We start from the raw sequence: 24,861 nt of genomic DNA on the forward strand, positions 1-24,861 counted from the left end.
TTCACTGCTGAGTGCTTTGATCGTCGGCGATGACCATGATTGAGGCGGTCAGACCGAACCTCAGGTCCACGCCTTGCGGCAGCTCGGTGATGGTGATTCGTACCGGAATCCGCTGTGCGAGACGGATCCACTGAAAGACCGGGTTTACGTTCGGCAGCAGGTTATACCCTACGGTTCCGTCTTTCGGGGCGATGCCCCAGCCAATCGAATCCACACGTGCTTTAATCGGTGTATCCGGATGCGACATCAGAGTAACTCGGGCTTCACTGCCTGGGTGGATGTTGGCTAACTGATTTTCGCGGAAGAAGCCGAACACCCAGAAACTGCTGCTGTCGATCAGAGCCAGCAGTGGTTGGTTGGCTACGGCTTGTGTTCCGGTGCGAATATCCAGGTTGGAAACGAAACCATCTACCGAGGCGTAAACCTTGGTATAGCTTAGGTTAAGTTTGGCGGATTTCAGTTGTTCTTCGGCGGCCTTGATCTGCAGGAGTGATTCTTCGTAGGCGATTTCGCGACGGATCAGATCCTTGTGAGACACCGCGCCTCTGTCTTTTGCCCGGATATCTTTCAGTCGGTCATATTCGATTTTTTTACCGCGAGAACTGACGATGGCTTTTTCCAATGACACTTGGGCTTGTGACAGCGCCACCTGATAGGTTTCAGGATCGATGACAAACAGCAGATCCCCCGCTTTAACTGGCTGGTTGTCCGCCACTGCAACATCGACAATGGGGCCGGAAACCCGCGGAGCCACTTTAATCACATTTGCCCGAACCTGCCCATCGCGAGTCCACGGATTGTTAAAATAGTCCTGATACTTTTGGTAGCCAAGCCAGATGGCCCCACCCAGGATGACAATGTTTACAGCGATGATAAGGAATTTTTTCATCTTGTTGGGTACCTAAAATTTTAAGAAAAAGCTGTCGATAGCAACGACGTACATCACCAAAATGGCCATAAAGGTCAACGATGGATAGGCCACAAATCGGGAGAGCCGGGTCTTGTTGAAAATCAGTACTGTGATCCAGGTCGCCGTGACCGCAATCACCAGCACCAGCAGCAATGGTGAGTAATAGATATCTCCCCAGGATAGTTCATGTGGCATCACTGCACCTCCCGCATATTGATGCTTTGCACGTGAGGCAAGACGCGCGCTTCGGGGGCCAGTGTGCCCTTCCAGTCAGTGCGCTCGCTCATCTGATTCGCCAGATCGTCATTGACGAAGGGTTTGCCTGAGTAGGCTTGCCAGCCTCCACCAAGCGCTTTGTACAGTGCAACGACCTGATTGGCGACATTGCCTTTAATTTGCGCATAACTGTCTTCACTGCGAGTCATTTTCTCGACCGAGTTCAACAGTCGTTCAAACGAGATCTGACCGTTTTCATACTGCGTCATTGAGATATTGAAGGCGCGAATCGAGGCGTTGACTGATTGCAAACGCAGTGCTTTTTGCTGCAAATACAAGTCATACGCATCAATGGCGTTAGTGACTTCCTGAACCGCCTGCAGCACTTTCTTGTTGTAGTTGGTCAGGGTTTCCTGAAAACGGGCGTCTTCATAGCGGATGTTGTTCTTCACCCGTCCGTACTGGAAGATATTCCAGCTGAATGTCGGTCCTGCTGCGAGGGTTAAGGAATCACTGAAACTGAAGCTGCTGCCATCGGGTACGGTGCTGTTTATGCCGATGGAGCCAAACAGCGAAAAACTGGGGTACAACGCCGACTGAGCAATGCCAATCTGGGCACTCTGAGCGCGCGCTTGCAGTTCGGCGACCTGAAGATCAGGGCGGCGCATCACCAGGTTCGCATTGATTGCCGTTTGTAGTTGCGGCGGACGTGGCACCAAAGAATCGCTGTCATCGCCTGAGAGTGCTTGCTTACTGCCGGTTGCCTTAAACTTTGCCTCATACGCGGCTAGCTTGGCGCTCAAGTTATTGCCATCCAGAAGTGGCTGTACTTCCTCAGGCAAAACGCCGAGCAGCACTGCCAGAGCGTTGCGCGCCTGACGCTTGGCAATCTCCAGTGAAGGTAGGGCAGCTTTGGTGGTGTACAGCTGGTTTTTGGCCTGCTGTACATCCAACTCAGTGACGTTGCCGGAGTCGTATTGTACTTGTGTGATGTTGACGACTCGCTCCTGAATTTCAATATTGCGTTGTGACAGCAGGATCCGCTCCTGGAAGGTACGGTAATTAATGTAATTACGAGCCACTTCTGCCGTGACCGTAATCATGATGTCCTGATAAGAAGTAATCGAGGCGTAATAGGCCGCCTGTGCAGATTCGATACCGCGCGCGTATTTTCCCCACACATCCATTTCCCATCCGGCATCGAAACTCACTGCCGCATTATTGAACGAGTTTTCATGTTGGTAGAGACGCGTCAGGTTGCCCGATACTGTCTGAACTTGAGGGTATTGCAGGCCGTCGGCAACGCCGAGCAATGAGCGGGCCTGCAAGATGCGTAACCCGGCCGCTTCCAGATCGAGATTTTGCGCCCCGGCTTGCTCAACCAATTGGTTTAATACCGGATCTTGAAACTGTTGCCACCACAGTGCGGTATCATTCTGTGCTTGATGAGTATCGTCCTGCGTCCAACTGGCTGGCAAAGCGAGTGGTTGGGGGCGGGTGAAATCCGGCCCAAGCGTGGTACACGCGGTCAATCCGCAAAGGGGTAAAATGAGCCAATAGGGTTTGAGGGAGAGTGTCATAATCGTGTCTACCTCAAAAACGTTTTTGTTTTAAGTTCACCCAATCGATATCCTCATAGGTTGCTTTACACTGTTTGAGAGCTTCATACACATTACGCTTTAAATTCAGCAGGATATAAAACCCCGCTATCTCTGAATAAGCGTAGTCAGTGAAATCAAGATCCGTGAAGAATTGTTCCAGTTTGGTTTCAAACTCCTGATACTCGGCGTCGAACGTATCGAAGCGATGATTCAGGTCGCTGGTGTGATGATCCCGGGCTAACGCCAGCGCCATGGCAGGTAGGATATCGTCGCGGTTACCCGAGCGAAGTTCACGTAGCAATCGGTTGTCTTGCAACTGATGTTCGGCTTGGATCATAATTTTGAGATGGCTACTAAGCACCTGACAGGCATCGGTAAAGGCTTTAACGCTCTCCGGAGTGATCGTTGAGAACAGTTTATGGTTGAGTTTGGTCCCCCACATCTGAAGCTTGCTGCCGGACGTCGTCAGGGTTTTCAGATGCAGGCTACGTATGGTGCTCGAGTACCAGTCGTTTTTCTGCGTTTGGTACGCCGTGAAAAGCGCGTTGACATGGCGAAAGTAGCGCTCTTTTAGGGTCACAAACAGATGCTCGGGCCGTGATGAAAACGGAAAGTAGTGGGAGAAAATGATCATGAATACGACCATGTAAAACAGCATCATGATGGTCATTATGATACTGAAGTTGTAAGTCATTTGATTGTTGAGCCCGAGTATGAATAGCCCCAGCAGAAAGAAAATCGTAACGGGACCTTTGAACAGGTAGAAGCCAACGAAGGCATAGATAAAAATAAACGCGCCCAGTTCGGCGGGTAATTCCAGTTGGGGTAACACAAACACATAAGATGGCACGGCGAACAGAAAGCCGAACGTAAACAGTACCAACAGCATAACTGGGTGCACTGGCACAAAGGACAGCAGGGACATGTAAATGGTTGAGAAGACCACAAACTGGTAGCCCCCGGGAGGGTTCAGATAGATCCAAACGGCGCCTGCCACCCAATAGGTCACAAAAACTTTGATGGCTGTTTTGCAGTTTTCGGCATCCCACCACAAAAACCGTTCAGCTTTGTGTTGTAACGGCGGATCGAAGGAAATGCGGTTGGTCACTGAGTCAATGCAACTGATGGTTTCAGTGAGCCTGGACAGGTTCTGGTGCAGTTGGTTGATCACATAGCCCAATGTCAGGGCTGAGCCTTTTTCAACGTGGCTTGCGTTGGTGAGGGCGTCTTGATTGTAGGTCGTTTGGTGAGAGTCCGTGCGATAAGGCGTTCCCTGGTTGTCCCAAGCGGTTTGGCTGGCGTTAAACAATGCATCAATTGCAGCAATGGATTCGTCAAAATTACTGAGGAGCGCGCGGTCCTCTGGGTGGATAAAATGACTTTGCGCGGTGATCACCAATTGTTGGCTGATCGACTGGTAATAATGCAGTGTCAGTTGCCACTCTTTTAGATACGCTGATATTTCACTGCATTCATGACTGACGGTATAAAAGTGTTGTTCCAGGGCCGATTGCGCGTTGAAAACGTTATCTATTAACTCGGAGATATCCTCTGAAGACGTATCACTTTTATCAGTGGTTATTGGCGGTGAGCCCGCATTATATTGTGCATCTTGATGAGTAGATAGTTGCGTTTTAATACGGAGATTATTGATGATGGCATGAAATAATTGTCGTTGTGCTTCATTGAGTTTGTCGGATAATTTCCTTAAGTTTTGCTCTGTTTTAGTCGGAAATAAAAAGGTGCCGACTAATGTGTATATCACGATACCAAACATTGTCATGTAGGCGCGATCTACCCCATAAATAAATGCACCCTCGGCATCACCACCATTGGCCATCATTAACGTAGTGACACCGGTGAGCATAAACAGGGTCGGATCTTTCTGATAGGCATTGCGGAAATAAAAAATGAACGCCACCACAACCGATACCGTCAACATATAGAGCAGGCGATCTTGCGCAAACCAGCCCACCAATAACAAACCTAACACCGCTCCTGCGAGTGTGCCTAATAAACGCAATGTGCCTTTGGCCAGCGACTCCCGGGTACCGCCGGTCGACGCAATTAACATCACTGTGGTTGCAGCCGTGGACGCTTGTGGCCAGCCCAATGCAAAAGGAATCAAAAAGGCTAAAGTGAGGCTGAGGGCGGCCTTGGTTGCAAATTTTATTTTTTCATTCATCTTGTTTTGTTTCTGCTTCGGCCATTCACGCAATAAAGTGTAGACGCCGGGTTACCGTATCACCTGACTATTAAAACTTTACTATTGATTAACCTGAAAAAATGAGGCGAGACTATAAAATCTGAACTCCTTTCTTTTGTAAGGGTAATGTCAAAATCCTTGTATTAATATGACTCAATAAATAATACATATGCGTTAAGATAGGTTGGCTGCCTATACTTATTAAACAGAAGTGAAATTGGTCTCAAAAATAAAATTTTTCTGATAATTTCTTTTGCATTAATATTTTTATGATCCAGATCTAAGAAAACATAAATTAATAAATGTGGGTGAGAAATTTTTGATGAAGTACAAAAAATAAATATAGTTTATTTTCATCTTTCATACTTTTTTGGAACGCGCGACAAATACTAATGCAATACCGCCTAATACTAATGCACTGGTGGTGATATTGAGTAGTGTAATGGCCTCTCCGAGCCAAAGGGCACCAAGCAAGAGCGCGATGACAGGCACGGCCAACTGGCTGATTGAGGCTTGCAGCAAAGAAATCCGCGCGACAGCGATATACCAGAGAATGTAACCCAGAGCCGATGCCAGGGCTCCCGAGATGGTGGCCAGAACGATACCCTGCAAAGAGAGCGATGAGGAGAGGAGCAGCCAGGGCAGTGTTAGCAAGCTCAGTGCGGCCGCGACAATAAAGCCTTGTGTAATGGCTTTTTGCGGGGATTGAGCTTGTTTGCCGAGCAGTGTGAACGCAGCCCAACTCAACCCAGAGACGATCATCAACAGCGCAGCCAACGGATCCGGGCGACTGGCAGCGGGTGCCATCAGCCACACAAACCCCAGTAATGACACGATTACGCCGCATAGCTCCTGAGCAGTAAAGCGATTACCCTGCCAACGATATACCGCCAATAAGGTCAGTTGCACAGAACCAAACAGCAACAAAGCGCCTGTCCCGGTAGACAGTTCAAGATACGCAAACGAGAAAAAGATCGCATAACCAAATAACGCCAGACCGGCTTGAATGCTAAAGCGCCAGTCACTGCGTAAGCCGATGGGACGCCGTGTTAAAAAGGCAATGATTGCTAAGGTTAATGCACCAGAAAGCAAGCGCAGCAGGGTAAAATTGCCCGCATCGATCGCGCCGTTACTTAAAGCCAGACGACACAATAAGGAGTTGGCAGCGAAGGCTATCATTGCAGCAATGGTGATCAGCAGGGTTGGCACGGGTGGTATTCTCAGCAGCATCAATGGTTTGAGTATAACCTGTGCAGTCAGTCTATCTAGTTGATGAGGTTATTAGCGATTGCGTTTTGTTCTGAAAGTTTTTAGATTAAATCCCATCATTTCATGGAAGATGAATCACTTAGCACGGGAAAATGCAATGAAGATCGAAGTGGACAATTTGGATCGCGCAGCCGTTATTGCGCTGCTAGAAGAACATCTGGAAGACATGTACGCTACCTCTCCACCGGAAAGCGTACACGCGTTGGATCTCGGCAAGCTCAAACATCCTTCGGTGACGTTCTGGACAGGTTGGCAGGAAGAAGAGTTGTTGGGGTGTGCAGCGCTGAAAGAGTTAGACAATGACCATGCCGAGATCAAGTCAATGCGCACAGCGCGTAGCGCCCGAAATCGTGGGGTGGCGTCAGATTTACTTAGTCATGTGATTGAACAGGCCCGCTTGCGTGGCTATCGTCGGATCAGTCTTGAAACCGGTTCGATGGATTTTTTTCGTCCGGCAAGGACTTTGTATCAGAAGTATGGCTTCGAATATTGTGAGCCTTTTGCTGGCTATCTGCCGGATCCGAATAGCCGCTTTATGACGTTAACACTGGATTAAATGAACAAAGCAAAAAAGCATTCACACAGGCGGGATCAGGTCATTGGGCCAACATCGTGGTTTGCCATCACCAACAGCGTACGAGGTCGAGATATTGAGCGATAAGTTAACCGTAGTCATCATCGAAGATGAGGCGGCGATTGCTGAGAACCTCATTCATGTCCTCGACATGGACGGTTACCACGCCGAGTGGTTTACCACAGCAGGAGAAGGGCTGGCGTATCTACAACACAATCCTGTTGCGCTGCTGGTACTTGATGTTGGTTTACCTGACGGCAACGGCTTCGAATTGTGTAAGACGATCCGCGAGTTTTCGGCCGTCCCGATTATTTTTCTGACCGCCAGAAACGACGAAATCGACCGCATTGTGGGGCTGGAAATTGGTGCGGACGATTATGTGACAAAGCCATTCAGTCCTCGGGAAATGCTGGCGCGTATTAAGCTGCGCATCAAGTCACGCGTTCCTGCGTCTCAGGCTATGTCCGCTGCGCTACCAGTCAGCCAAGAGCTGAGCGCACAAAACTTTGATTATTGCGTGAACGGTCAGATGCTGGGATTGACGGCGGCGGAGTTTAAGATTTTGCATAAATTGATCAACGCAGATTCCAAGGTGCTGAGTCGAGAGCAACTGATGCTTGCAGCGGACATGGCGCCAGACGCAGTGTACGAACGTAACATCGACACGCACATCAAAGCTATCCGCAGTAAGTTGAAACCTTTTAACCTGGCCGAGCGGATCTGCACAAAACGTGGTTTCGGTTACTTCTATCAGACGACAGGTGAATCATGAGTCGCTGGCCGAAAATTCCGCTCGGGTTACGGCTGTTCTTTCTCTATTTTGTCCTGGTAGGCATGACGGCATATATGGTGAGCCGAACCGTGATTCAGGAGCTGAAGCCGACCGTGCGTCAGACGACCGAAGAGACGCTGGTGGATATGGCGAATCTGCTGGCGGTGCTGGCCGAAGAAGACGTCGCCAATGGCCAGTTATCCCAGAGCCGCTTTTCGACACTGCTCACGTCTTATGGCCAGCGTGAACCTCAGGCGCGTATTTGGGAAATTGGCAAGAAAGCCATCAATCATCGAATCTATATTACCGATAAACAAGGCATTGTGATTGCGGATTCCTGGCAGCAGGATATTGGCCAGGACTTCTCGCAATGGAACGACGTGTATCTGACTCTGCGGGGACAATATGGGGCTCGCAGCACCGCGGACGATCCGAATGATCCCTTGTCGACAGTGATGTATGTCGCAGCGCCGATCTATCATGACGGTGAGATTATTGGCAGTGTCACGGTCGCTAAAGCGAATCGTTCAGTGCAGCCGTTTATCGACCTGTCTAAGCGTAATGTGTTGTTTTGGATGGTGTGGATGAGCGGGCTGGTATTAATTGCCGGTGCTTTATTTGCGTGGCGCATTCACTCCGCGCTCAACAAGCTGGAGCAGTACGCACTGAAAACAGGCCAAGGTGAAAAGATTGCCAAGCCGACATTTCGGATTTTTTATGAGTACGGCACGCTCAGTGATGCGTTAGAGAAAATGCGTAATCAACTGGATGGCAAGCAGTATGTGGAAGAGTACGTGCAAACCCTCACACATGAACTGAAAAGCCCGTTGTCTGCCATCAAAGGGGCCAGTGAAATTCTGCAAATGCCGCTGCCAGACGAGAAAATCGCCCGTTTTGCCAACAATATTGAGCGTGAAAGTGATCGCATGCAGGCGCTGATCGACAGATTGTTGGAGCTGGCACGTTTGGAAAAGCGTCCACAGTTAGAGCATCTGGAGTCTATTTCACTGCAAGATACGGTGAACGACGTCGTACAAGCCGCAGACGCTCGCTTGAGCAGTAAAGCGGTGGTGTGTCGCGTTGACATTGACCCGAACAGTGTGATTGTCGGCGAACGCTTTTTGCTCAAACAGGCTCTATTTAATTTAATGGATAACGCGCTGGACTTTGTCGCAAACGAAGGCGAGATCACGTGGCAGGCGACGGTATCCGGGCCGACGATCCGACTGTCTGTCTTCAATTCCGGGCCTCATATTCCCGATTACGCCATGCCTCGCCTGACTGAGCGCTTTTATTCCCTGGCGCGGGAGAATGGGGTGAAAAGTACCGGATTGGGGCTGAATTTTGTCGAACAAGTGATGAAGCTGCACAATGGCACGCTTCGTATCGACAATGTCGCGCGGGGCGTGCAAGTGACGCTGAATCTGCCAACTCCATAAAAACTCCACACAGGCTCCATTCGTTCTCCACATTGATGTTTTAGAGTCAAAGCATCAATTCAGGGAGAACAAAACATGAAAAAAATCCTCAACAATCCACTCGGCATGAAATTTGGTTTCGTGCTGTTTTTGTTTGTACTGCTTCAGATTCCGGTGTCCATGGTCAGTGGCTTGATCTCCGAGCGGTCGGATCGTCAGGAAGCCGTGCGTAATGACATTGCGCGCAGCAGCAGTGGTGAGCAGCGAATTATCGGTCCGTTTGTGTTAGTGGACTACGTTGAAACGGAGTCCCGAGAAGACAAAACGTATCGAATCCCGCGCCAGACATTCATTCTGCCCGACACTTTTGATATGAGCGCGGATCTCGATAGCTTTGAAAAATACCGCGGTATTTATCGCGCACGTCTGTATAAAGCGCAGACCAAATTAACGGGCACCTTTGATCTCCGAGAGATAGAAACGCTGCGTAAGTTTGATATCAAAACCGTCAGTCTGGTTGTCGGGATCCAAGACAGTCGTGGGTTGATCCGCTTAGATGATATGACGTTGGCGGAACGCGCTCTCGATGTGGCGCCGGGCACCGGGTTAGATCAACTGCCACAAGGTTTTCACAGTGACTTAAGCCTTACGCAACTCGATGTGAGTCAATCGCTTGAGTTTGACCTCAACTTCTTACTGCAAGGCATGGGACAACTGCAAGTTACGCCGATTGGGAATCGGACGACGGTTGCGCTCTCATCGTCCTGGCCGCACCCGAGTTTTATCGGCGACTATTTACCTGTGTCTTCCGAGATTTCGGATTCTGGCTTTAACGCGCAATGGTCAAGCAACAACTTCTCCACCAATATTGCTCAATTATTCATGAGTTGTTTGTCATCCAACAGCGCTTGCCATGAGTTGGAACAGAGACAAATGGGGGTCGACCTGATCGATCCGGTGGATCACTACCTGAAGTCCCATCGTGCAGTGAATTACTCTTTATTGGTGATCACATTGGTGTTTGCCAGTTTCTTCCTGCTGGAAATATTTCAGGCGCGTCCGGTGCATCCGATTCAATACGGTTTTGTCGGATTGGCGCTGGCGCTGTTTTACTTGCTGCTGATTTCAATGAGTGAGCACATCGGGTTCAACCTTGCCTATCTGGTGTCGGCTCTGGCATCGACGGGATTACTGAGTGTTTACGTGGGTGGCATGCTGGGCAATCGTAAGCACGGTGCGGCGTTTGGCGTAAGTTTGGCGATACTCTATGGCCTGTTATTTGGGTTGTTGCAGGCAGAAAGCTATGCGTTATTGATGGGGACACTGCTCTGTTTTGCCATACTCAGCCTGGTGATGCTGTTGACCCGTCATGTGGATTGGTACGAACGCAGTCACAAAGCGGCTGATCAAGCCGATGTCGCGAATTGCGACCGGTCTGGACCTTAATCAATGGCGAAAAAGAGTGCGCTCAGCGTGTCAACTGAGCACATATTCCCATGAGTCTGTTAGTGGAGAAAGACCACATTATGAAGACGTACCTAAGCACCGAGCGCTGGGAGTGCATCAACCAGCATGCAGTGACTCGCACAGCGTTGTGCAAAAAGAGCAGACGGCGAATACAGAAAAGTTTGTTGGAAAAAGTCGTTATCTGGGCTCAGCAACAGCAGGTCAGTCCATAACATCAGAGCAAGCGTTTTGTTGGGGAGGCCGGAGATGATCCCGGCTTACCCATTCAAGCTTCGGGGTTAACTTTCAAATGAAAGCTTGTCACCAAACGTGGATTTCCAGTCTTGGTCAAATTGATCGACAGCCGGCTGAACTGCTGGATGAGAAAACATCTGCGCGGCCACATCGACAGGCAAGGTGATCGCTTCAATACCCAACTTCATCACTTCCATCGCTTGTTGGGTATTTTTAAAACTCGCGGCCAAAATTTTTGCAGACAGTTGGTTTTGATCCAGTAGCAATTGCAGGTCTGCAACCACTTCTACACCGTTCCCGTTCATCGTATCTATACGGTTCACATAAGGCGCAAGATAGTCAGCGCCGCACAATGCCGCAAGGAAACCTTGCTGAGCAGAGTAAATAGCGGTAGCGAGCACTTGAATTCCCTCTTTTTTCATTAACTTAATTGCCGCTAAGCCCGTTTCGGTTGCTGGCACTTTGACGACCATATCATAAGGTAATTCATGGATTTGGCGCGCTTCTTCCACCATGCCTTCTACAGTTGTGCTCACCACTTGAGCATGGAAACGGGGTGTGCCCCCTAGCGCTTCTTGCATGTCAGCTAAGGTTTGGTTCAAGCCTTGTTTTGACTTCGCCAAAATACTTGGATTTGTGGTCACCCCTTTCAGAGGTAGGCATTGGTTAAAGCGTTTTACTTCTGCCACATCAGCAGTATCTAAATAGAGTTCGATCATGGGTTCTACCTTATACAAAATCTTCGTTGTAATGATGGGATCACTATAGATCTGACAATCCGCTGAGATCTTGATTTTGATCAATTGTAATTTCAATTGAAACTATAATAATTTCACAAAACGAAAGTTAAGTGGCAATATTTCATTATCAAATGAAGCTTTCAGCAAAAGAAAAGCGTGAAGAGTAGAAGAGCAAACCAAGAGGCGGACAGCAATGTATTTCAATATTCAGAGGTTCTCGACCCACGATGGTGATGGTATTCGCACCATTCTGTTTCTGAAGGGATGCAGTCTGTCCTGTCCTTGGTGCCAAAACCCAGAAAGCCGCAGTGAAAAGCACTCTCTTCTGTTTGATGAGCGCAGTTGTATGGCGGACTGCCAGCTTTGTGTGTCAGCTTATAAACAAACCGTAAACGGCGACATGGCGAACGATGGTATCCGACGCATTGACGATCACATCATCATCAATCGAAACGTCATGAGCGAAACGCAGATCATTGCGCTGCGAAACGTATGTCCAACACAAGCGCTCAGCATATGTGGAGAAGCGGCGAAATCGGACGACCTGTTTGAGGTGTTGATGAAAGACAAGCCTTTCTACGATCAAAGCCAAGGTGGCGTGACGTTTTCTGGTGGCGAGCCGCTGATGCAGCCAAGTCTTGTGGCAGAACTTGCCGAACGTTTGCATCAAAACCATGTGTCTACGGCGGTGGAGTCGTGCATGCATGTTCCGTGGAAAAACGTAGAAAAAGTCGCGCCATATATTGATTGCTGGTTAGCGGATCTTAAACACACCGACGAAGAAAAGTTTCTCTGCTGGGCGAAGGGATCGTTAAAACGCATCAAAGACAATTTTAGAAAATTGGCACCAGTTGCCAAACGCATTGTGATTCGCGTGCCGGTTGTGCCGGGCTTCAATGACACCATTGATGAGCTCAAAGCGATCATTGATTTCGCTGCTTCATTAGAAAGCTGTCAAGAACTCCACTTGCTGCCGTATCACACCCTCGGCATCAATAAATACCGTTTGCTCGATATGCCTTACGAGTGTTCTGACAAACCATTAAATAATCCAGAACTGCTAGAAAACGCAATGCAATACGCAAGCGAACATACTCAACTTAACGTGATTGTTAGAGGTTAACCATGGACCTACATACCCTTCCTGAGCGGATCAAAGCCCACAAATCGGCACTGGTCAACATCGTAACGCCGCCTATCTGTACCGAGCGCGCAGAGGCTTACACTCGGGCGTATCAGGCAAATGAAGACAAACCTGTGATTGTGCAACGAGCGTTGGCGTTACAAGAGCACTTACGCACTCGTACCATTTGGATTAAGCACGACGAGCTGATTGTCGGTAACCAAGCGAGCAAAGTACGCGCTGCGCCGATCTTCCCTGAATACACAGTGCGTTGGATTGAAGCGGAAATCGACGAACTGGCCGACCGACCTGGGGCTGGTTTTGCGGTAAGTGAAGAAGACAAACAAAGCATTCACGCCATTACGCCATACTGGCGCGGTAAAACGGTTCAAGATCGCTGCTATGGACTCTTTACCGACGAGCAGCAAGAGATCTTAGCCAGCACCATCATTAAAGCCGAAGGCAACATGACTTCGGGCGACGCGCACCTTGCGGTGGATAACGAAAAAATCCTGAAGATCGGTATGAACGGTTTGCTGGATGAGGTTCGTCAGCATCGCGCTAATAACGACGTGTCGACGTATGAAGGGTTGAAGAAAGAGCAGTTTTATAACTCCGTCGAAATTGTCTTGCTTGCGATTCAGGAACACATGGTGAGTTACGCCGATCTCGCTCTGGAAATGGCACAAAACGAAACGCGACCAGAGAGGAAAGCGGAACTGGAGACAATCGCAGAAAACTGTCGTCATGTGGCTTTCCATGCGCCAACCAACTTCTGGCAAGCTCTGCAACTGAGCTATTTTGTGCAGTTGATGTTGCAAATTGAATCGAATGGCCACTCTGTTTCATTCGGTCGGATGGACCAGTTCCTAAACGACTACTATGTGCGTGATCTTGAAAGTGGCGCGATGAGCAAAGCGTTCGCCCTTGAGCTATTGCAAAGCTGTTGGTTGAAATTGCTTGAAGTCAACAAGATTCGCTCTGGTGCGCACTCAAAAGCGTCGGCAGGTTCTCCGTTGTATCAAAATGTCTGTATAGGTGGCCAAAAGCTGAATGAGAATGGAGAACCTGAAGATGCCGTAAATCCGCTATCTTGGGCGATTTTGGAGTCTTGTGGGCAGCTACGTTCCACACAGCCGAACTTGAGTGTTCGCTATCATGAAGGTCTGAATCAAGAGTTCTTGATGGGCTGTATTGAAGTGATCAAATGTGGATTCGGTATGCCCGCATTCAACAACGATGAAATCGTCATTCCAGAATTCATCAAGCTAGGTGTCGAGAAAGAAGACGCTTACAACTACGCGTCTATTGGCTGTATTGAAACCGCTGTTCCGGGCAAATGGGGTTACCGTTGCACGGGCATGAGCTTCATTAACTTTGCGCGTATTTTACTGGCTGCGCTTAACGAAGGTGTGGATGCAACCACGGGCAAAGCCTTCTTTCCGCATGATAAGTCGCTAGCAAAAGGTAACTTCGAGAGCTTTGAGCAAGTCACCGCTTCTTGGGCGGAGCAAATTCGCTACTACACACGTAAATCGATTGAGCTCGATACCGTAGTCGACAGCGTGCTTGAGCAGCAAGCGCAAGATATTTTCTGCTCATCGCTGGTGGATGACTGTTTGGCGCGTGGTAAAACAGTAAAAGAAGGTGGAGCGAAATACGATTGGGTATCTGGCCTGCAAGTGGGTATCGCCAATTTGGGTAACAGTTTGGCGGCGATCAAACATTTGGTGTTTGAAGAAGCACAAATCAGCCAAACGGAACTGGCAAAAGCATTAGAACAAGACTTTGATGGTATTGAGAACGAACAACTTCGCCAACGCTTAATCAACTTCGCGCCAAAATACGGCAATGACGACGATTATGTCGACCAATTGCTGGCTGATGTTTACCAAGTTTATATCGATGAGTTGGCGCAATTTGTCAACACACGTTATGGGCGCGGACCAATTGGTGGTGGCTACTACGCGGGAACATCGAGCATCTCTGCTAACGTGCCATTTGGCGCATCCACGATGGCAACACCAGATGGTCGAAAAGCGAAAACGCCACTGGCAGAAGGCGCAAGTCCAGCATCGGGCTCTGACCGTTTGGGACCAACGGCGGTGTATAACTCAGTCGGTAAAATTCAAGCCAATAAAATCTTGGGTGGCGTGCTGCTTAACCAGAAGTTAAGCCCAGCGGCTGTCGCTTCAGAAGGAGATAAGCTCAAGCTATCGATGCTGATTCGTACCTTCTTTAATCACCACAAAGGTTGGCACGTGCAGTACAACATCGTCTCTCGTGAAACCTTGCTGGCGGCGAAAAAGAACCCTGAGCAATATCGCGATCTCGTCGTACGAGTTGCGGGCTATTCAGCCTTCTTTACCGCGCTATCACCAGACGCGCAGGATGACATCATCGCCCGTACCGAACACGAGTTGTGATGGTTTCAATACCTACTAACCGAAAAGGCGCCGTTTAGATCCATTGTTTATATTTTTTATTACCCATATTGCCATTTATAAAAATTGAAAACGCTCACAGGCCTGGCCGCTCACGGTATCCATTTTAAGGGCTGGGCCTGGCTTGTTGACAGAAGGCTCAGTGCTCTAGGGTTAGCAAGCTAGTGAGTTAGTACAGTTTATCAAACCAAACATCGACCGCTCCTGCTTGTTGCAGCCCGGCAAGGAAGTCGGTGTTGATAACGAGCTCTTTCCCATCCCACGCCAGTGGCGTGTCTTTTAAGCCGTGCTCATCGAGCGAAGCCAGCTCCGGTAGGAGAGCAAAATCGATAAAGGTATACTCTGTGCACACTTTATCCAGATCATGCTCGGAATTGGGCGTGTTAAAATCCAACTCTCCCCACCACTGTGTGAGTTGATCTAGCCATTTTTCGTCAAGTTCCTCAAGGATATCGTCATAAATATACAGCGTTTTGATGTCACCAAAATGCATATACACATCCGGTTGCGTGAACACAAATTTCGCGCGTTTTTCAGGTAGCACAGTGGTCACAGCGACTTTGTCAAAAGGAATGAATGTCATACTACGTCCTTGTTAAATAGACTGTTCACAGGGTTTGAACGTGGTGTTGATCGGATTGGTCGCCATGATGCGTTCTACGATGGAATGATGGAAAAGAATTCTCGTCGATTCTTCCATCATAAATACAAGCCGCTGATTGAGAGGGATTTGGGCGAGTATCGCTTCATCTAGCACCAGCTTTTCTATTCCCGTAACCTTGCCTATTGAATCAACAGACATATACTCCGATTTCTCAAGGTCGACGCATTTAATCCGTTGTAAGCAGTTGATGAATAAGTAATCTCGCTGCACCTGGTCATTGTTGATGTATGCGGGTACCCAATTGATGCCGTAGAGGTATTGTAGACCCGCCTTCATCACTACTCGTTTAGACAACGCGATCACTTTCGTGTGCACAAATTCAGGAGTTTCATAGTCGTCTTCCGGTTTGAACGTTTCGTAGATACGAATAGGTTCAATCGGCGGGCGGGCGCACTCTTTATAATTGATATAACGTTTATCGTGGTCACTTACTTCAGTCATCGCACAGGGACCACTGCTGGTAATTAAATAATATTCACTCATTTTCCTATCTCTAATGTATTGCCAACCAACGCTTTGGTCATCAGTTGTCCTTTGGCGTTTTTTAAATCGTGCTGACCTAGTGGATGTTTTTTCCTATGTTTGCATGAGATGCGCTTTTTGCTTTTTCTCTCGGTTTTACCATTGGCACAACCAATATTCATACCAGAGCGATAATCCTTACCAAAACCTGTGATGGTCCAACGGAAATCATCAATGTGTTTTACACCAAACTTGCTTAAATCCCGCATTTTTTTAAAAAATTCATGATCTTGTTTTTTGTCATGACAATATATGCCAGTCTCTATTGAATCCTCTATGTCATTTAACTCATTCTGTATTGCCCGAATATAAGTGGCATTTGAGACACGCAGCTTACTGTCCAACGAATCAGGGATATCTTTTCCCGCCGCCATCAATGCCAAAACACTAGTGTAATCAACACCTCTAGTGTGAGGACCTTTGTGTACCGCTACCCCTAACTGACAGGCAACGTCGGTAGCCGACGGCAGAAAGACTCCGTTTTTGGTTTCATCAATGTCATACTTAAAATGGCTGCGGTACATTTTCCATTCATCGTTCATCACTGTTTCGGAGGTGATCACGTGATGAGCTTGTAGGTTGCCCGAACTGGTATTGCGATTATCGCACCAAGGGTGATGTTCGTAATCCTTACCGGACGGTTTTTTAGTAGTAATACCAGCACGCCAGCCATCATTCAGCAGGTTTTTAGCTAAAAAGGCACTGTTTCCCTCTTCGGCATATTTTCCGAGTGGAGGGGACTTCACGCCTTTACAGAATTTCTTGCTGTTTTCCTTTGCGCCTTTTTTGATGGTTCTGCCGCATAGTGGGCAATCGTTCTTTTTTTTCTTATCTTTTTGGTTAGCGACGTCATTACGGTTGCCATGTTGAGCGGTAGGTTTCGCATCGTAGGTTGAACGGGCGGGATACACTTTGCCGGATTTAGCGGTGATTCTGGCCACGTTGTCGTCCATCTCTTTCATGACTTGATTGAACATATCGGGGGCCATGTCATCGATAATCTTTAGTTCAACGCCGACCGATTTTAAGGTATTACCCAGAGCGGCATAGCCTAATCTGTTTGCGTACCCCGCCATTTCTTCAAACGCTTCAATAGATGGGATAAGGACATCGGACAAGATTTTGGCACAGTCTTGAGTATATTTCGTGAATTTTAATTCACGCAAAAATTTTTCAGGATTCCCTTTGCCCAACTTGCGTAAAATGGCCAGAAGATCATCCAATCTGATGTCTTTGCCGATATTAACGATGATTTTTCCTACGCCTTTGAGCACACTGCCAAGGGAAGGAATGCAACCAAGGATACTCAGCGTCAGGTTGACCCAGTTTTCTGTTTTTTCTCTTCCTTCTTCACTGCTCAATTTCATGATATTCGCCACGATATCTCGTACGTCTGCGGCTTGATCAACAAACGGGATCATTGTGATGCCCGCACTCGTGATAATTTGAGCGATAGTCTGGTCTTCGTTGAAGTCCCCTTGTATGATCCCCCATACCCACTGAAATGCACCCAATATTGAAGATTTGGTGGACTCCCAATACCCTGGCTTTCCTTTTTTTGCCGCGTTGATGATGTCTTCGGCAGTCGCTGCGGCATTAAAATCCGGGTTTGCCACAGTTGGCTCATTCGGGACAAAATCTCTGGCGTCTTCGCCATATTCAACGGAGTATTCTCCTGGCGCGAGTCCGCTAACGCTGGCTTTGCCTTCGTTGTCTAAATGCCCCTCAAACTTGGTATTTTGGCTATCGATGACGGTATACGAAGCATCTTGAACCGCGTCGCCATCTGAATAACGCAGCGACAGATCGACTGTATATGTGCCCTCTTTATCGGGGGTATGCTTAACAGAACTTTGCATTAAGCCACCGAGGCACAGAGTGTTCGCACTGTTCATCGTCATTTGATCGCTTAAGCGACACACGGCTTTGCCTTCAATTTTAACCGTAGGTGAACTGGATATAAATTCGGCTTCTGCTTCTATGGTGCCTGATGCTACGCCTTTTTTATCCCCACCAGCATCTCCGGTACTCTTGGAAAATTTACAGCCTTTGATCGCAATACTATTCGCGCCATCTGCGGAGACTGTTTTGCTTCCGTTAACGAGGTCGGTCGACTTTGCGCTATTCCCGTAGGGAATGGGGACCACGGCATTCCCCACCGTTGTTAAGCACACATCAGGTAAAGTGGCATTGGCTTCGCCGCCGGAGCCTTTGTGGACAATGCTTAGTCCATCGGCATTAATTGTTATGCTCATCGAGTTCTATTAACGTGCTGATAAATAAGGCCATATTATCATATTGGCTATGCGGATATTTACTGAATTTATAGTTAAAATAACTAAATATTAAACTTTCATGTGTGCATTATGTTGCTTATTTGGGTTGTTTCTGTGTAAGTTAACTATCAAGCCAAGTTTCTACAAAATATTAAACGAGTTAACGCTAGCGCCAAAATGTATTAAAGAGCGTGGTCCCGAAGTGTTTTATCTCAGTGATAACACCAAAAGCTTATTAGCGAACAATGACACGCAATTAAGTTTCAACAGGCGTTCAATGTGTTATGGCGCTTTTTCTCGCTTAGGGCATTATGTAATTAGTGTTTATTATGGTGACATCCGAGAGATGTTTGGATAAGCAGTGAAAACTAAAAACAAGGAAAGGGAGTTAGTGTGGAGAATTACGTTGTATACGTTTTGTTAGCGGCAGCAACCATTTGTTTGCCGGGGCCGGCGGTAATGCTGACCGTCAATAACGCCATCCAGAATGGAATACGGAAAGCATTCGCTGGCATATTGGGTATTGCTACCGGCATCTTGTGTATCTCCGCTATTTCAGCCACCAGTCTGGGGGTGGTTCTTTCCCAGTCGGTGTTTATTTTTACCGCCATCAAGTTGCTCGGGGCTATGTATTTGCTGTATCTCGGATTCAAAATGTGGCGTTCCGATGCCAGACTCTCATCCCGTCACGGGGCGGCGAGTCGTTCTCACTATCAGTGTTTTAGTGAAGGTGTGTTGGTGTCGATTTCAAATCCCAAAGCCATCGTATTTTTTATGTCGGTCTTCCCACAGTTCATCGATGTTTCTCAGTCGCATACGCCACAACTCATTCTGTTATCGGTTACGTTCTGTGGTTTGGTGGTGGTGATTCACAGTGTGTATGCGCTGTTCTCATCGGCGGTCAGGATCAAACTGGCTTCAGAGAAAAGCAAAAAAGTGATGAATAAAGTCAGTGGTGGGGTGTTTGTTGGATTTGCCGCTGGTCTGGCCGCTTCCACTAAGTGATGGCGAGTGGCTCTGACATGGGGTGTTGAAGCAAAACAAAAAGGCAGCGTAAGCTGCCTTTAGTTTTGGGTAATCGATCGGTAGATTACGCTTTTTTCAGATCATGAGCAGGGTACGTCAGCGAGATTTCACCCACTTTGACGTGAACGTAAAAACCACCGCCACTGAGGCCAACCACTTTCATTTGGCCCAGATCAACACCTTTTGTCGCAACGACGACATCATCAACTGCAAACATTTTAACACCTTGATTTTGGGTAAGAGTATGACAAATCTTCTGGCTGGCATTCTAAGCAGATTCCGCATTGTTCACCTAATCAGAGTGTTTGTCGTCAAGATTAAACTTTGCTATGCAACTTGATTGTCATTGGCGGCGTTCTTCCCGGATATGAGCCTCCTTACATGCCATAGCGGAACGGTTTACCGGCCTGCAGCATATCCCGATGAACTGGCTTCAGTGCGTGTGCGTAAGCGGCCAACAGGCTCAGCGTATATTGACTTCGCGCCTGCATGAACTCGCCAGCGTCTGTCAGTTCCAGATTGAGTGAGGTGTCAATGTCACGGAAGATCAAATGGTCCGGCAGAAAGCAGACGTGGTTGTTTTTGCTGCCCGTCATGCGCAATTCACTGATCGGATACACGCCGTTGACACTGGCGGACACACTGACCGCCAAAGCGGGTTTGTGTGCCAGCTCATCGTCGGTGGTCAGCAATAGAAAGTTTTTTAGTGCAGGTGTCGCCATGCCGTGCCACTCTGGGGTAATGAAGACAAACGCATCAGACGCTTTAAGGGTTGACGCGACTACTTTCCACGGGCTCCATTCTTCACTGCCATTCCAGACGCCTTCATTCCACAAAGGCAAGTTAAGTTCATGCAGATCAAGGATCTGCGTTTGATCGAAATGTGGTGCCGCAATATGTTTCAGGTATTTTGCGACGTTGAAGCTTTGTGACTGCGCACGTTGGCTGCCGGAGATGATGGTGAGTTTCATGCGAATTCCTTTTTCGTGTTGGTCAAAGAGGTTGATTGAGATGAATGAGACTTAGGCGCGGCCAGCAAGATGGACAACAAAATGGCCGCCGCGCCGCACAGTTGTAACCAGGTTAGCGATTGGCCGAGGACGATGTAACCGAGCACGACAGCGGAAACACTGCTCAAGAAGCCCAGAAACGATACGGTGATGGTGGGCAGTTTCTCGATGCCCCGAAACCAAAGTGAGTAGGCAAGCATGGCCCCCACTACCGTCAGATATCCGTAGCCAAGATAGTTTTTGATGCTGAGGTGTTCCGGAAAGCCTTCCATCCACAATGCCACCGGTAGCAACATCAAACCGCCAAAGAGCAGTTGCCAACCCGTGAAGCTAAGCAATGTCATGCTAGACGGACGTCCCCAACGTTTGGTCATCACGACCCCGGACGCCATGCTGACGGTGCCCAGCAGGCCAATCAGTATTCCATTGGTGTTTAATTCCGCTTGATTATTGAGTACGAGCAGGGCGATGCCACCCATGCCGAGCATGCTGGCGATCCCTTGTTTCATACTGAGCGTATTGCTAAGCAGTACATAGCTCAGCCCCATCACCAGTACCGGTTGAATCGACATCACCAACGCAGCCATCCCACCGGGAAGATACGTAGCGGCAAAGAATAGGCAGTAGAAGAAAAATCCAATGTTCAGGAAGCCCAAAATGGCCAGACGTGCCCACCATTTGCCTTGAGGGAGAGTCTGACTGAGCATCACCAGCACAATACCCGCCGGGAGTGCTCTGAGCATTGAGGCGATAAGCGGGCTGTTGGCCGGTAGCAGTTCCGTCGTCACTATGTAGGTACTGCCCCACACAATGGGGGCGATGGCGGTCAGCGCCAATGTCATCAGAAGTTGAATCCGTTGCATGTTGATATTCCTGTGTGGCTATATTTCTCTTATAAAAGTATCTTTTATGAAAGATACTTTTTAAAAAATAATAGAGATTTAACTTTCGATCAAGTATCTTTTTTGAAAGATATTTTTGGAGAAAAGATGTATGCAAGACCCAGTAGACGGCATTTTGCGGCAGTGGAGTGAGGCCAGACCTGATTTGGATTGTTCTGCGATGGGAGTTGTCGGACGCTTGCGCCGGGTCAATCAAAGTTGGCAAAAGCAGCTTGAAACAGTGTTTGAGGCACATCAGTTGAGCAGTATCGAGTTCGACATTCTCGCGACGCTAAGACGCAGTCAAATGCCACTGACGCCAACGGAGTTGTATCAAACCCTGATGTTATCGTCCGGCGCGATGAGTACTCGGATTGAAAAGCTGGTGCAACGTGGTTTGATAGAGCGGATTGCCAGTGAAAACGACCGCCGTAGCTGTAAAGTACGATTGTCGGAAGAAGGCCAGCGCGCGCTTGATGCCGCACTCGAGTCGCATGTAGAAAACATGAATACCATGTTGGACATGCTGGAAGAGGACGAGAAAACTCAGTTGGCCATGTTATTGAAAAAAGTATTGGTTGCCAATGTATCATGACCGAACCGGCGCTCCATGGCGCCGGTCGGCCCGAACAAGTTTACGGTCAGAGTATCGGAAAGGCGGGGGTGTCTTTGCCTTCGGTTAGCCAGTTCACCCACAGTTTCTGGTCGCTACCTTCCAGCAACGTCGCGAAGTTACGTGTGCGAATGTATTTGTCTGAACCGTATGGCCTTAGCATATCGGCGACAATGTGATGATTCTCATCCAGATATTCTGTACGGTCATTGGTAATTGCGCAGATCCCCAGCCATTGCATATAACTTGGCGCCGGGTGCACGATGCCGGATGACACGACCTGATGCACTGCGCGATTGTCAGCACTGCGCAGATCGCGGATAACTCCTAACGCGCCAACATGCACATCGCCGGATAAAATCACACTGCGCCCCTGACGCCGTGTGCCGCTGTCCAGCAGATGCATGATCAGGCGTGAACGTTCTCCTTCATGCTCTTTCGCTCGCCAGTGATCTTTGAGGTCGTCGGTCAGCTCCTCTTCCCATGGCGTAGCATCCACGGCATTTTCGGCAAAGGAAAAGTCCCGGTACACCACCGGGACGGCGCTCATGACCAGCAGAGTCTGGTTGTTGTTGTGCTTTAGATATTTCGTGACGGACTGCCACTGAGCGGATCCCATGACTTGAGACAAGGTGCGTTCAGAGCGATTGTCCAGCACCAAAATATCGTAGCCGTGAAAGCTTAGGGCGGCGCCATAGTGCGTGCGAGGCTGGTTATTTGCTGACATTAAGCTTTGGTTCTGCACGCCCCGGATTTGTAGTAACTCGAAATGTTTGCGTGCGGAACGGAAAATAGCCTGATAGACGTCACATGTCTGAATGTCTTCTGGGTAACTGCCCCAGCCATCGAAGATATCGTGGTCGTCCCACATCATAATCGACGGAATAGAAGCCAGCATGCTGGCGATGGGTTCTTTGTTCCAGCGGTCGACATACAATTCACTGTAGAAGCGATCAATTTGTCGAGTCATATCCTTAGTGGCCCGGCGTTTTACCTTGTCTTTGCGATCGAGTTCATTCCAGCGTTTCAATGCGGTGATTTTGGTCCAGATCGCATCGGCGTATACCTGATCGCCCCCCATCAGGAGTAGGGAGAATGGTTCACGCTGGTGCTCCTGTGCCATGGTTTCCCAGAGCCGAAAAGGTGCTTCGGTGCTGTTCATCAGGGTTAAATCCGAGAAGCCGTTACACGATGCGTACGCAAACTTTGGTTTCTCTTTGTCGCCAGGAACATAGAACGACCAGCGCTGCTTGCCACGCTGATCGAGTAGCGTCAGGCCATCTTGTTGCAGGGTATAGTCAATGGTTTCCTCGCCCGCAGAATCAATGTTGAGCTCCATGCGCCATACTTTGCCATTGTCGATCTCCCCAATCAGCTGGGCTGGTACGGGTTGGTGATGCGGATAGCTGACATTTACCGAGCCTGCTGATTGGTCGGTAACCACCACGACCGTATAATGGTGGTCTGATTCCAGTCCCAGGATCGGGCCAAGAACAAGCTTTTTATGCATACTGACTTCCTTTATTTTCTGCTTGTATTCAACGAATGACGTCTGCCATCACTGAGCTGACTTTAGAAACCGTATTAAGTACCTTTGCTACGCTTTCAAACTGCTCGATTTGGTTATTCAGATCGTCGCGAGCCTGCTGGCTCTGGCGACGCAGTTCACCCAGCAAATGCATCACGTCAGCCACCTGACTGGTGTCTGTCAGAGAGGCACTAACCAGATCATCGTACTGCAATCTCAAGGTACGCTGTTTGTGCCACAGTTCGTCATACTCCCGACTTCCTATGGTCATGACGGCCATCAACTGATTGATTTGAAGCAATGTTTCGTACAATTCATTTCTTAGCTCGGTTTTATCCATGGTTCAATTCCTCATTCCGGACAACGGGCGGAGCGGGCTCCAACCACTATCTGATTCGGGCAGGTTTGCATCATTTCTTCGAGGGAGGCGAACATCTTGTGAGTGGCGTGCAGTTCGCTGACCGATTTCTTCAGGGCATCAGAGGTGAAACGATCCGCGGCGACTTCGGTGGCGATGACATGATGTGCTCGGGCCATTTCGCGCAGCGCGCTGGCGGTTGCTTCCACCGACGCCAGGCTAGCCATCATGGCTGAATACTTGTCATAGCTTTGCTCAACCGCCTCATGCCGCCGTAATAAATCACTGCGTGATGTGTTGTTGACCGCTGTCAGGTAGAGCGACAGCTCAGTATCACGCGCGATTTCAAGCCGGCGAATAAAGTCCTGACGGAGGATATCCGCTGCCAGACGTTCGGTCAGTTCTTGCACCAGCGGATCCGCGTCCATGACAACGGCTTTGATGGCGTCGGCACGTTTGTTTTGCAGGTAAGTGGCGCTGAGCTGGCCGATCACCCGTCCACCGGTCGCGCTTTGATCTTGGGTCAGTAGCGTTTCTGACTGGAGTTTTTCGTACGATTTGTTCAGCGTGTTCAACGATTCAATCAGTTCCACACTGGCCAGAGCAACCGCCTGATCGCTGGCTGTCATACTCAGATGGAACAGAGACTGCGCATACTGGTGCAGTGCTTGATTGGCCTGAAACAGGGCGACCGCGTTAATGTCTGGCAACCCAGATCGCGCCGCTCCGGCTAAGGCATCTTTGGTGACGCTGTGTGGGCTGGTGGTCAGAGTCGCCAGCTCTTCGTTGCGTGCTGAGCGGTTGTAATCATCGATAAGTGTTTGCACCCGAGATGTCACCTGAGTGGCATCTTTACTGTAGGCTGCAATATAGGCGGTCGGTGTTGTTGAGCAGGCGCTGACCGCCAGCGCAATGGACAGCCAAGCCAGGCGTGCGCCGCGAAAGAGTAAAGGAGGTGTCATCTGCGTGATATCCTTTCAATGCGTATGGGAAAGAATAAGTATGACCA

The 24,861-nt window shown here is 48.8% G+C and carries 23 protein-coding genes; 8 read left to right on the plus strand and 15 right to left on the minus strand.

Features of this window, described 5'->3' with window-relative positions:
- Position 1: 1 nt before the first annotated feature.
- The 5 genes from VPR01S_RS14440 to VPR01S_RS14460 all read right to left on the minus strand — a co-directional run bounded on the left by VPR01S_RS14440 (position 2) and on the right by VPR01S_RS14460 (position 6,142).
- The gene (locus VPR01S_RS14440; protein ID WP_021706090.1) at positions 2 to 889 is read right to left on the minus strand and encodes an efflux RND transporter periplasmic adaptor subunit; all 888 of its coding nucleotides are present in this window, start codon (positions 887 to 889) and stop codon (positions 2 to 4) included.
- 12 nt (positions 890 to 901) lie between these two features.
- The gene (locus tag VPR01S_RS14445; RefSeq protein ID WP_021706091.1) at positions 902 to 1,105 is read right to left on the minus strand and encodes a DUF1656 domain-containing protein; all 204 of its coding nucleotides are present in this window, start codon (positions 1,103 to 1,105) and stop codon (positions 902 to 904) included.
- Positions 1,105 to 2,706, minus strand: a complete 1,602-nt coding sequence (locus VPR01S_RS14450; RefSeq protein ID WP_021706092.1) for a TolC family protein — start codon at positions 2,704 to 2,706, stop codon at positions 1,105 to 1,107. Before VPR01S_RS14450 ends, VPR01S_RS14445 begins: the two co-directional genes overlap by 1 nt.
- Positions 2,707 to 2,719: 13 nt before the next feature.
- Positions 2,720 to 4,912: an FUSC family protein gene (locus tag VPR01S_RS14455; protein WP_021706093.1), complete on the minus strand. Its 2,193-nt coding sequence runs from the start codon at positions 4,910 to 4,912 to the stop codon at positions 2,720 to 2,722.
- A 381-nt stretch (positions 4,913 to 5,293) separates the two neighbouring features.
- On the minus strand, positions 5,294 to 6,142 hold the full coding sequence (locus tag VPR01S_RS14460) for a DMT family transporter (protein ID WP_021706094.1): 849 nt from the start codon (positions 6,140 to 6,142) through the stop codon (positions 5,294 to 5,296).
- 157 nt (positions 6,143 to 6,299) lie between these two features.
- Between VPR01S_RS14460 and VPR01S_RS14465 the strand changes: the two genes are divergently transcribed.
- The 4 genes from VPR01S_RS14465 (at position 6,300) to creD (ending at position 10,412) form a co-directional block, all read left to right on the plus strand.
- Positions 6,300 to 6,758 carry a GNAT family N-acetyltransferase gene (locus tag VPR01S_RS14465; RefSeq protein WP_021706095.1) on the plus strand — a complete coding sequence of 153 codons (459 nt, stop codon included), beginning with the start codon at positions 6,300 to 6,302 and terminating at the stop codon, positions 6,756 to 6,758.
- Positions 6,759 to 6,852: 94 nt separating this feature from the next.
- Complete coding sequence (locus tag VPR01S_RS14470) at positions 6,853 to 7,548, plus strand: response regulator (RefSeq protein WP_021706096.1); 696 nt, start codon at positions 6,853 to 6,855, stop codon at positions 7,546 to 7,548.
- The gene (creC, locus tag VPR01S_RS14475; protein ID WP_021706097.1) at positions 7,545 to 8,987 is read left to right on the plus strand and encodes a two-component system sensor histidine kinase CreC; all 1,443 of its coding nucleotides are present in this window, start codon (positions 7,545 to 7,547) and stop codon (positions 8,985 to 8,987) included. The genes VPR01S_RS14470 and creC overlap by 4 nt, the downstream gene beginning before the upstream one ends.
- A gap of 75 nt (positions 8,988 to 9,062) precedes the next feature.
- A complete protein-coding gene (creD, locus tag VPR01S_RS14480; RefSeq protein WP_021706098.1) occupies positions 9,063 to 10,412 on the plus strand; it encodes a cell envelope integrity protein CreD in 1,350 nt (449 codons plus the stop codon).
- A 299-nt stretch (positions 10,413 to 10,711) separates the two neighbouring features.
- Here the strand turns inward: creD and VPR01S_RS14490 are convergent, their stop codons facing one another.
- Positions 10,712 to 11,386 (minus strand): fructose-6-phosphate aldolase, encoded by a 675-nt coding sequence (locus tag VPR01S_RS14490; protein WP_021706099.1) that lies wholly within the window; start codon positions 11,384 to 11,386, stop codon positions 10,712 to 10,714.
- Between the two features lie 214 nt (positions 11,387 to 11,600).
- Here VPR01S_RS14490 and VPR01S_RS14495 point away from each other — a divergent pair, with 214 nt between their 5' ends.
- A complete protein-coding gene (locus VPR01S_RS14495; protein ID WP_021706100.1) occupies positions 11,601 to 12,530 on the plus strand; it encodes a glycyl-radical enzyme activating protein in 930 nt (309 codons plus the stop codon).
- A gap of 2 nt (positions 12,531 to 12,532) precedes the next feature.
- Positions 12,533 to 14,956, plus strand: coding sequence for a formate C-acetyltransferase/glycerol dehydratase family glycyl radical enzyme (locus tag VPR01S_RS14500; RefSeq protein ID WP_021706101.1), 2,424 nt, complete (start codon positions 12,533 to 12,535; stop codon positions 14,954 to 14,956).
- A 187-nt stretch (positions 14,957 to 15,143) separates the two neighbouring features.
- On the opposite strand, the gene VPR01S_RS14505 is transcribed toward VPR01S_RS14500, so the two are convergent.
- Genes VPR01S_RS14505 through VPR01S_RS22360 form a run of 3 tightly spaced genes read right to left on the minus strand, consistent with a single transcriptional unit; the run spans position 15,144 to position 18,415 of the window.
- Entirely contained in the window at positions 15,144 to 15,557 is a 414-nt protein-coding gene (locus tag VPR01S_RS14505; RefSeq protein ID WP_021706102.1) for a hypothetical protein, read from the minus strand.
- A 12-nt stretch (positions 15,558 to 15,569) separates the two neighbouring features.
- Entirely contained in the window at positions 15,570 to 16,121 is a 552-nt protein-coding gene (locus VPR01S_RS14510; RefSeq protein WP_021706103.1) for a hypothetical protein, read from the minus strand.
- Positions 16,118 to 18,415: a PAAR-like domain-containing protein gene (locus tag VPR01S_RS22360; protein ID WP_021706104.1), complete on the minus strand. Its 2,298-nt coding sequence runs from the start codon at positions 18,413 to 18,415 to the stop codon at positions 16,118 to 16,120. Before VPR01S_RS22360 ends, VPR01S_RS14510 begins: the two co-directional genes overlap by 4 nt.
- A gap of 414 nt (positions 18,416 to 18,829) precedes the next feature.
- Here VPR01S_RS22360 and VPR01S_RS14520 point away from each other — a divergent pair, with 414 nt between their 5' ends.
- A complete protein-coding gene (locus VPR01S_RS14520; protein WP_021706105.1) occupies positions 18,830 to 19,441 on the plus strand; it encodes a LysE family translocator in 612 nt (203 codons plus the stop codon).
- A gap of 85 nt (positions 19,442 to 19,526) precedes the next feature.
- Here VPR01S_RS14520 and VPR01S_RS22865 read toward each other — a convergent pair whose 3' ends face one another.
- From VPR01S_RS22865 to VPR01S_RS14530, 3 genes are all read right to left on the minus strand, one after another.
- Positions 19,527 to 19,679 (minus strand): hypothetical protein, encoded by a 153-nt coding sequence (locus VPR01S_RS22865; RefSeq protein WP_021706106.1) that lies wholly within the window; start codon positions 19,677 to 19,679, stop codon positions 19,527 to 19,529.
- A 160-nt stretch (positions 19,680 to 19,839) separates the two neighbouring features.
- Positions 19,840 to 20,433, minus strand: a complete 594-nt coding sequence (locus VPR01S_RS14525; RefSeq protein WP_021706107.1) for an NAD(P)H-dependent oxidoreductase — start codon at positions 20,431 to 20,433, stop codon at positions 19,840 to 19,842.
- On the minus strand, positions 20,430 to 21,335 hold the full coding sequence (locus tag VPR01S_RS14530; RefSeq protein ID WP_021706108.1) for an EamA family transporter: 906 nt from the start codon (positions 21,333 to 21,335) through the stop codon (positions 20,430 to 20,432). The genes VPR01S_RS14525 and VPR01S_RS14530 overlap by 4 nt, the downstream gene beginning before the upstream one ends.
- A 130-nt stretch (positions 21,336 to 21,465) precedes the next feature.
- Between VPR01S_RS14530 and VPR01S_RS14535 the strand changes: the two genes are divergently transcribed.
- The gene (locus tag VPR01S_RS14535) at positions 21,466 to 21,948 is read left to right on the plus strand and encodes a MarR family winged helix-turn-helix transcriptional regulator (protein ID WP_021706109.1); all 483 of its coding nucleotides are present in this window, start codon (positions 21,466 to 21,468) and stop codon (positions 21,946 to 21,948) included.
- A 46-nt stretch (positions 21,949 to 21,994) separates the two neighbouring features.
- Here VPR01S_RS14535 and VPR01S_RS14540 read toward each other — a convergent pair whose 3' ends face one another.
- Genes VPR01S_RS14540 through VPR01S_RS14550 form a run of 3 tightly spaced genes read right to left on the minus strand, consistent with a single transcriptional unit; the run spans position 21,995 to position 24,814 of the window.
- Complete coding sequence (locus VPR01S_RS14540; RefSeq protein WP_021706110.1) at positions 21,995 to 23,476, minus strand: alkaline phosphatase D family protein; 1,482 nt, start codon at positions 23,474 to 23,476, stop codon at positions 21,995 to 21,997.
- A gap of 28 nt (positions 23,477 to 23,504) precedes the next feature.
- Complete coding sequence (locus tag VPR01S_RS14545; RefSeq protein WP_021706111.1) at positions 23,505 to 23,834, minus strand: hypothetical protein; 330 nt, start codon at positions 23,832 to 23,834, stop codon at positions 23,505 to 23,507.
- 11 nt (positions 23,835 to 23,845) lie between these two features.
- On the minus strand, positions 23,846 to 24,814 hold the full coding sequence (locus VPR01S_RS14550) for a hypothetical protein (protein ID WP_021706112.1): 969 nt from the start codon (positions 24,812 to 24,814) through the stop codon (positions 23,846 to 23,848).
- Positions 24,815 to 24,861: the final 47 nt, after the last annotated feature.

This window comes from Vibrio proteolyticus NBRC 13287 (assembly GCF_000467125.1).
GTDB lineage: Bacteria > Pseudomonadota > Gammaproteobacteria > Enterobacterales > Vibrionaceae > Vibrio > Vibrio proteolyticus.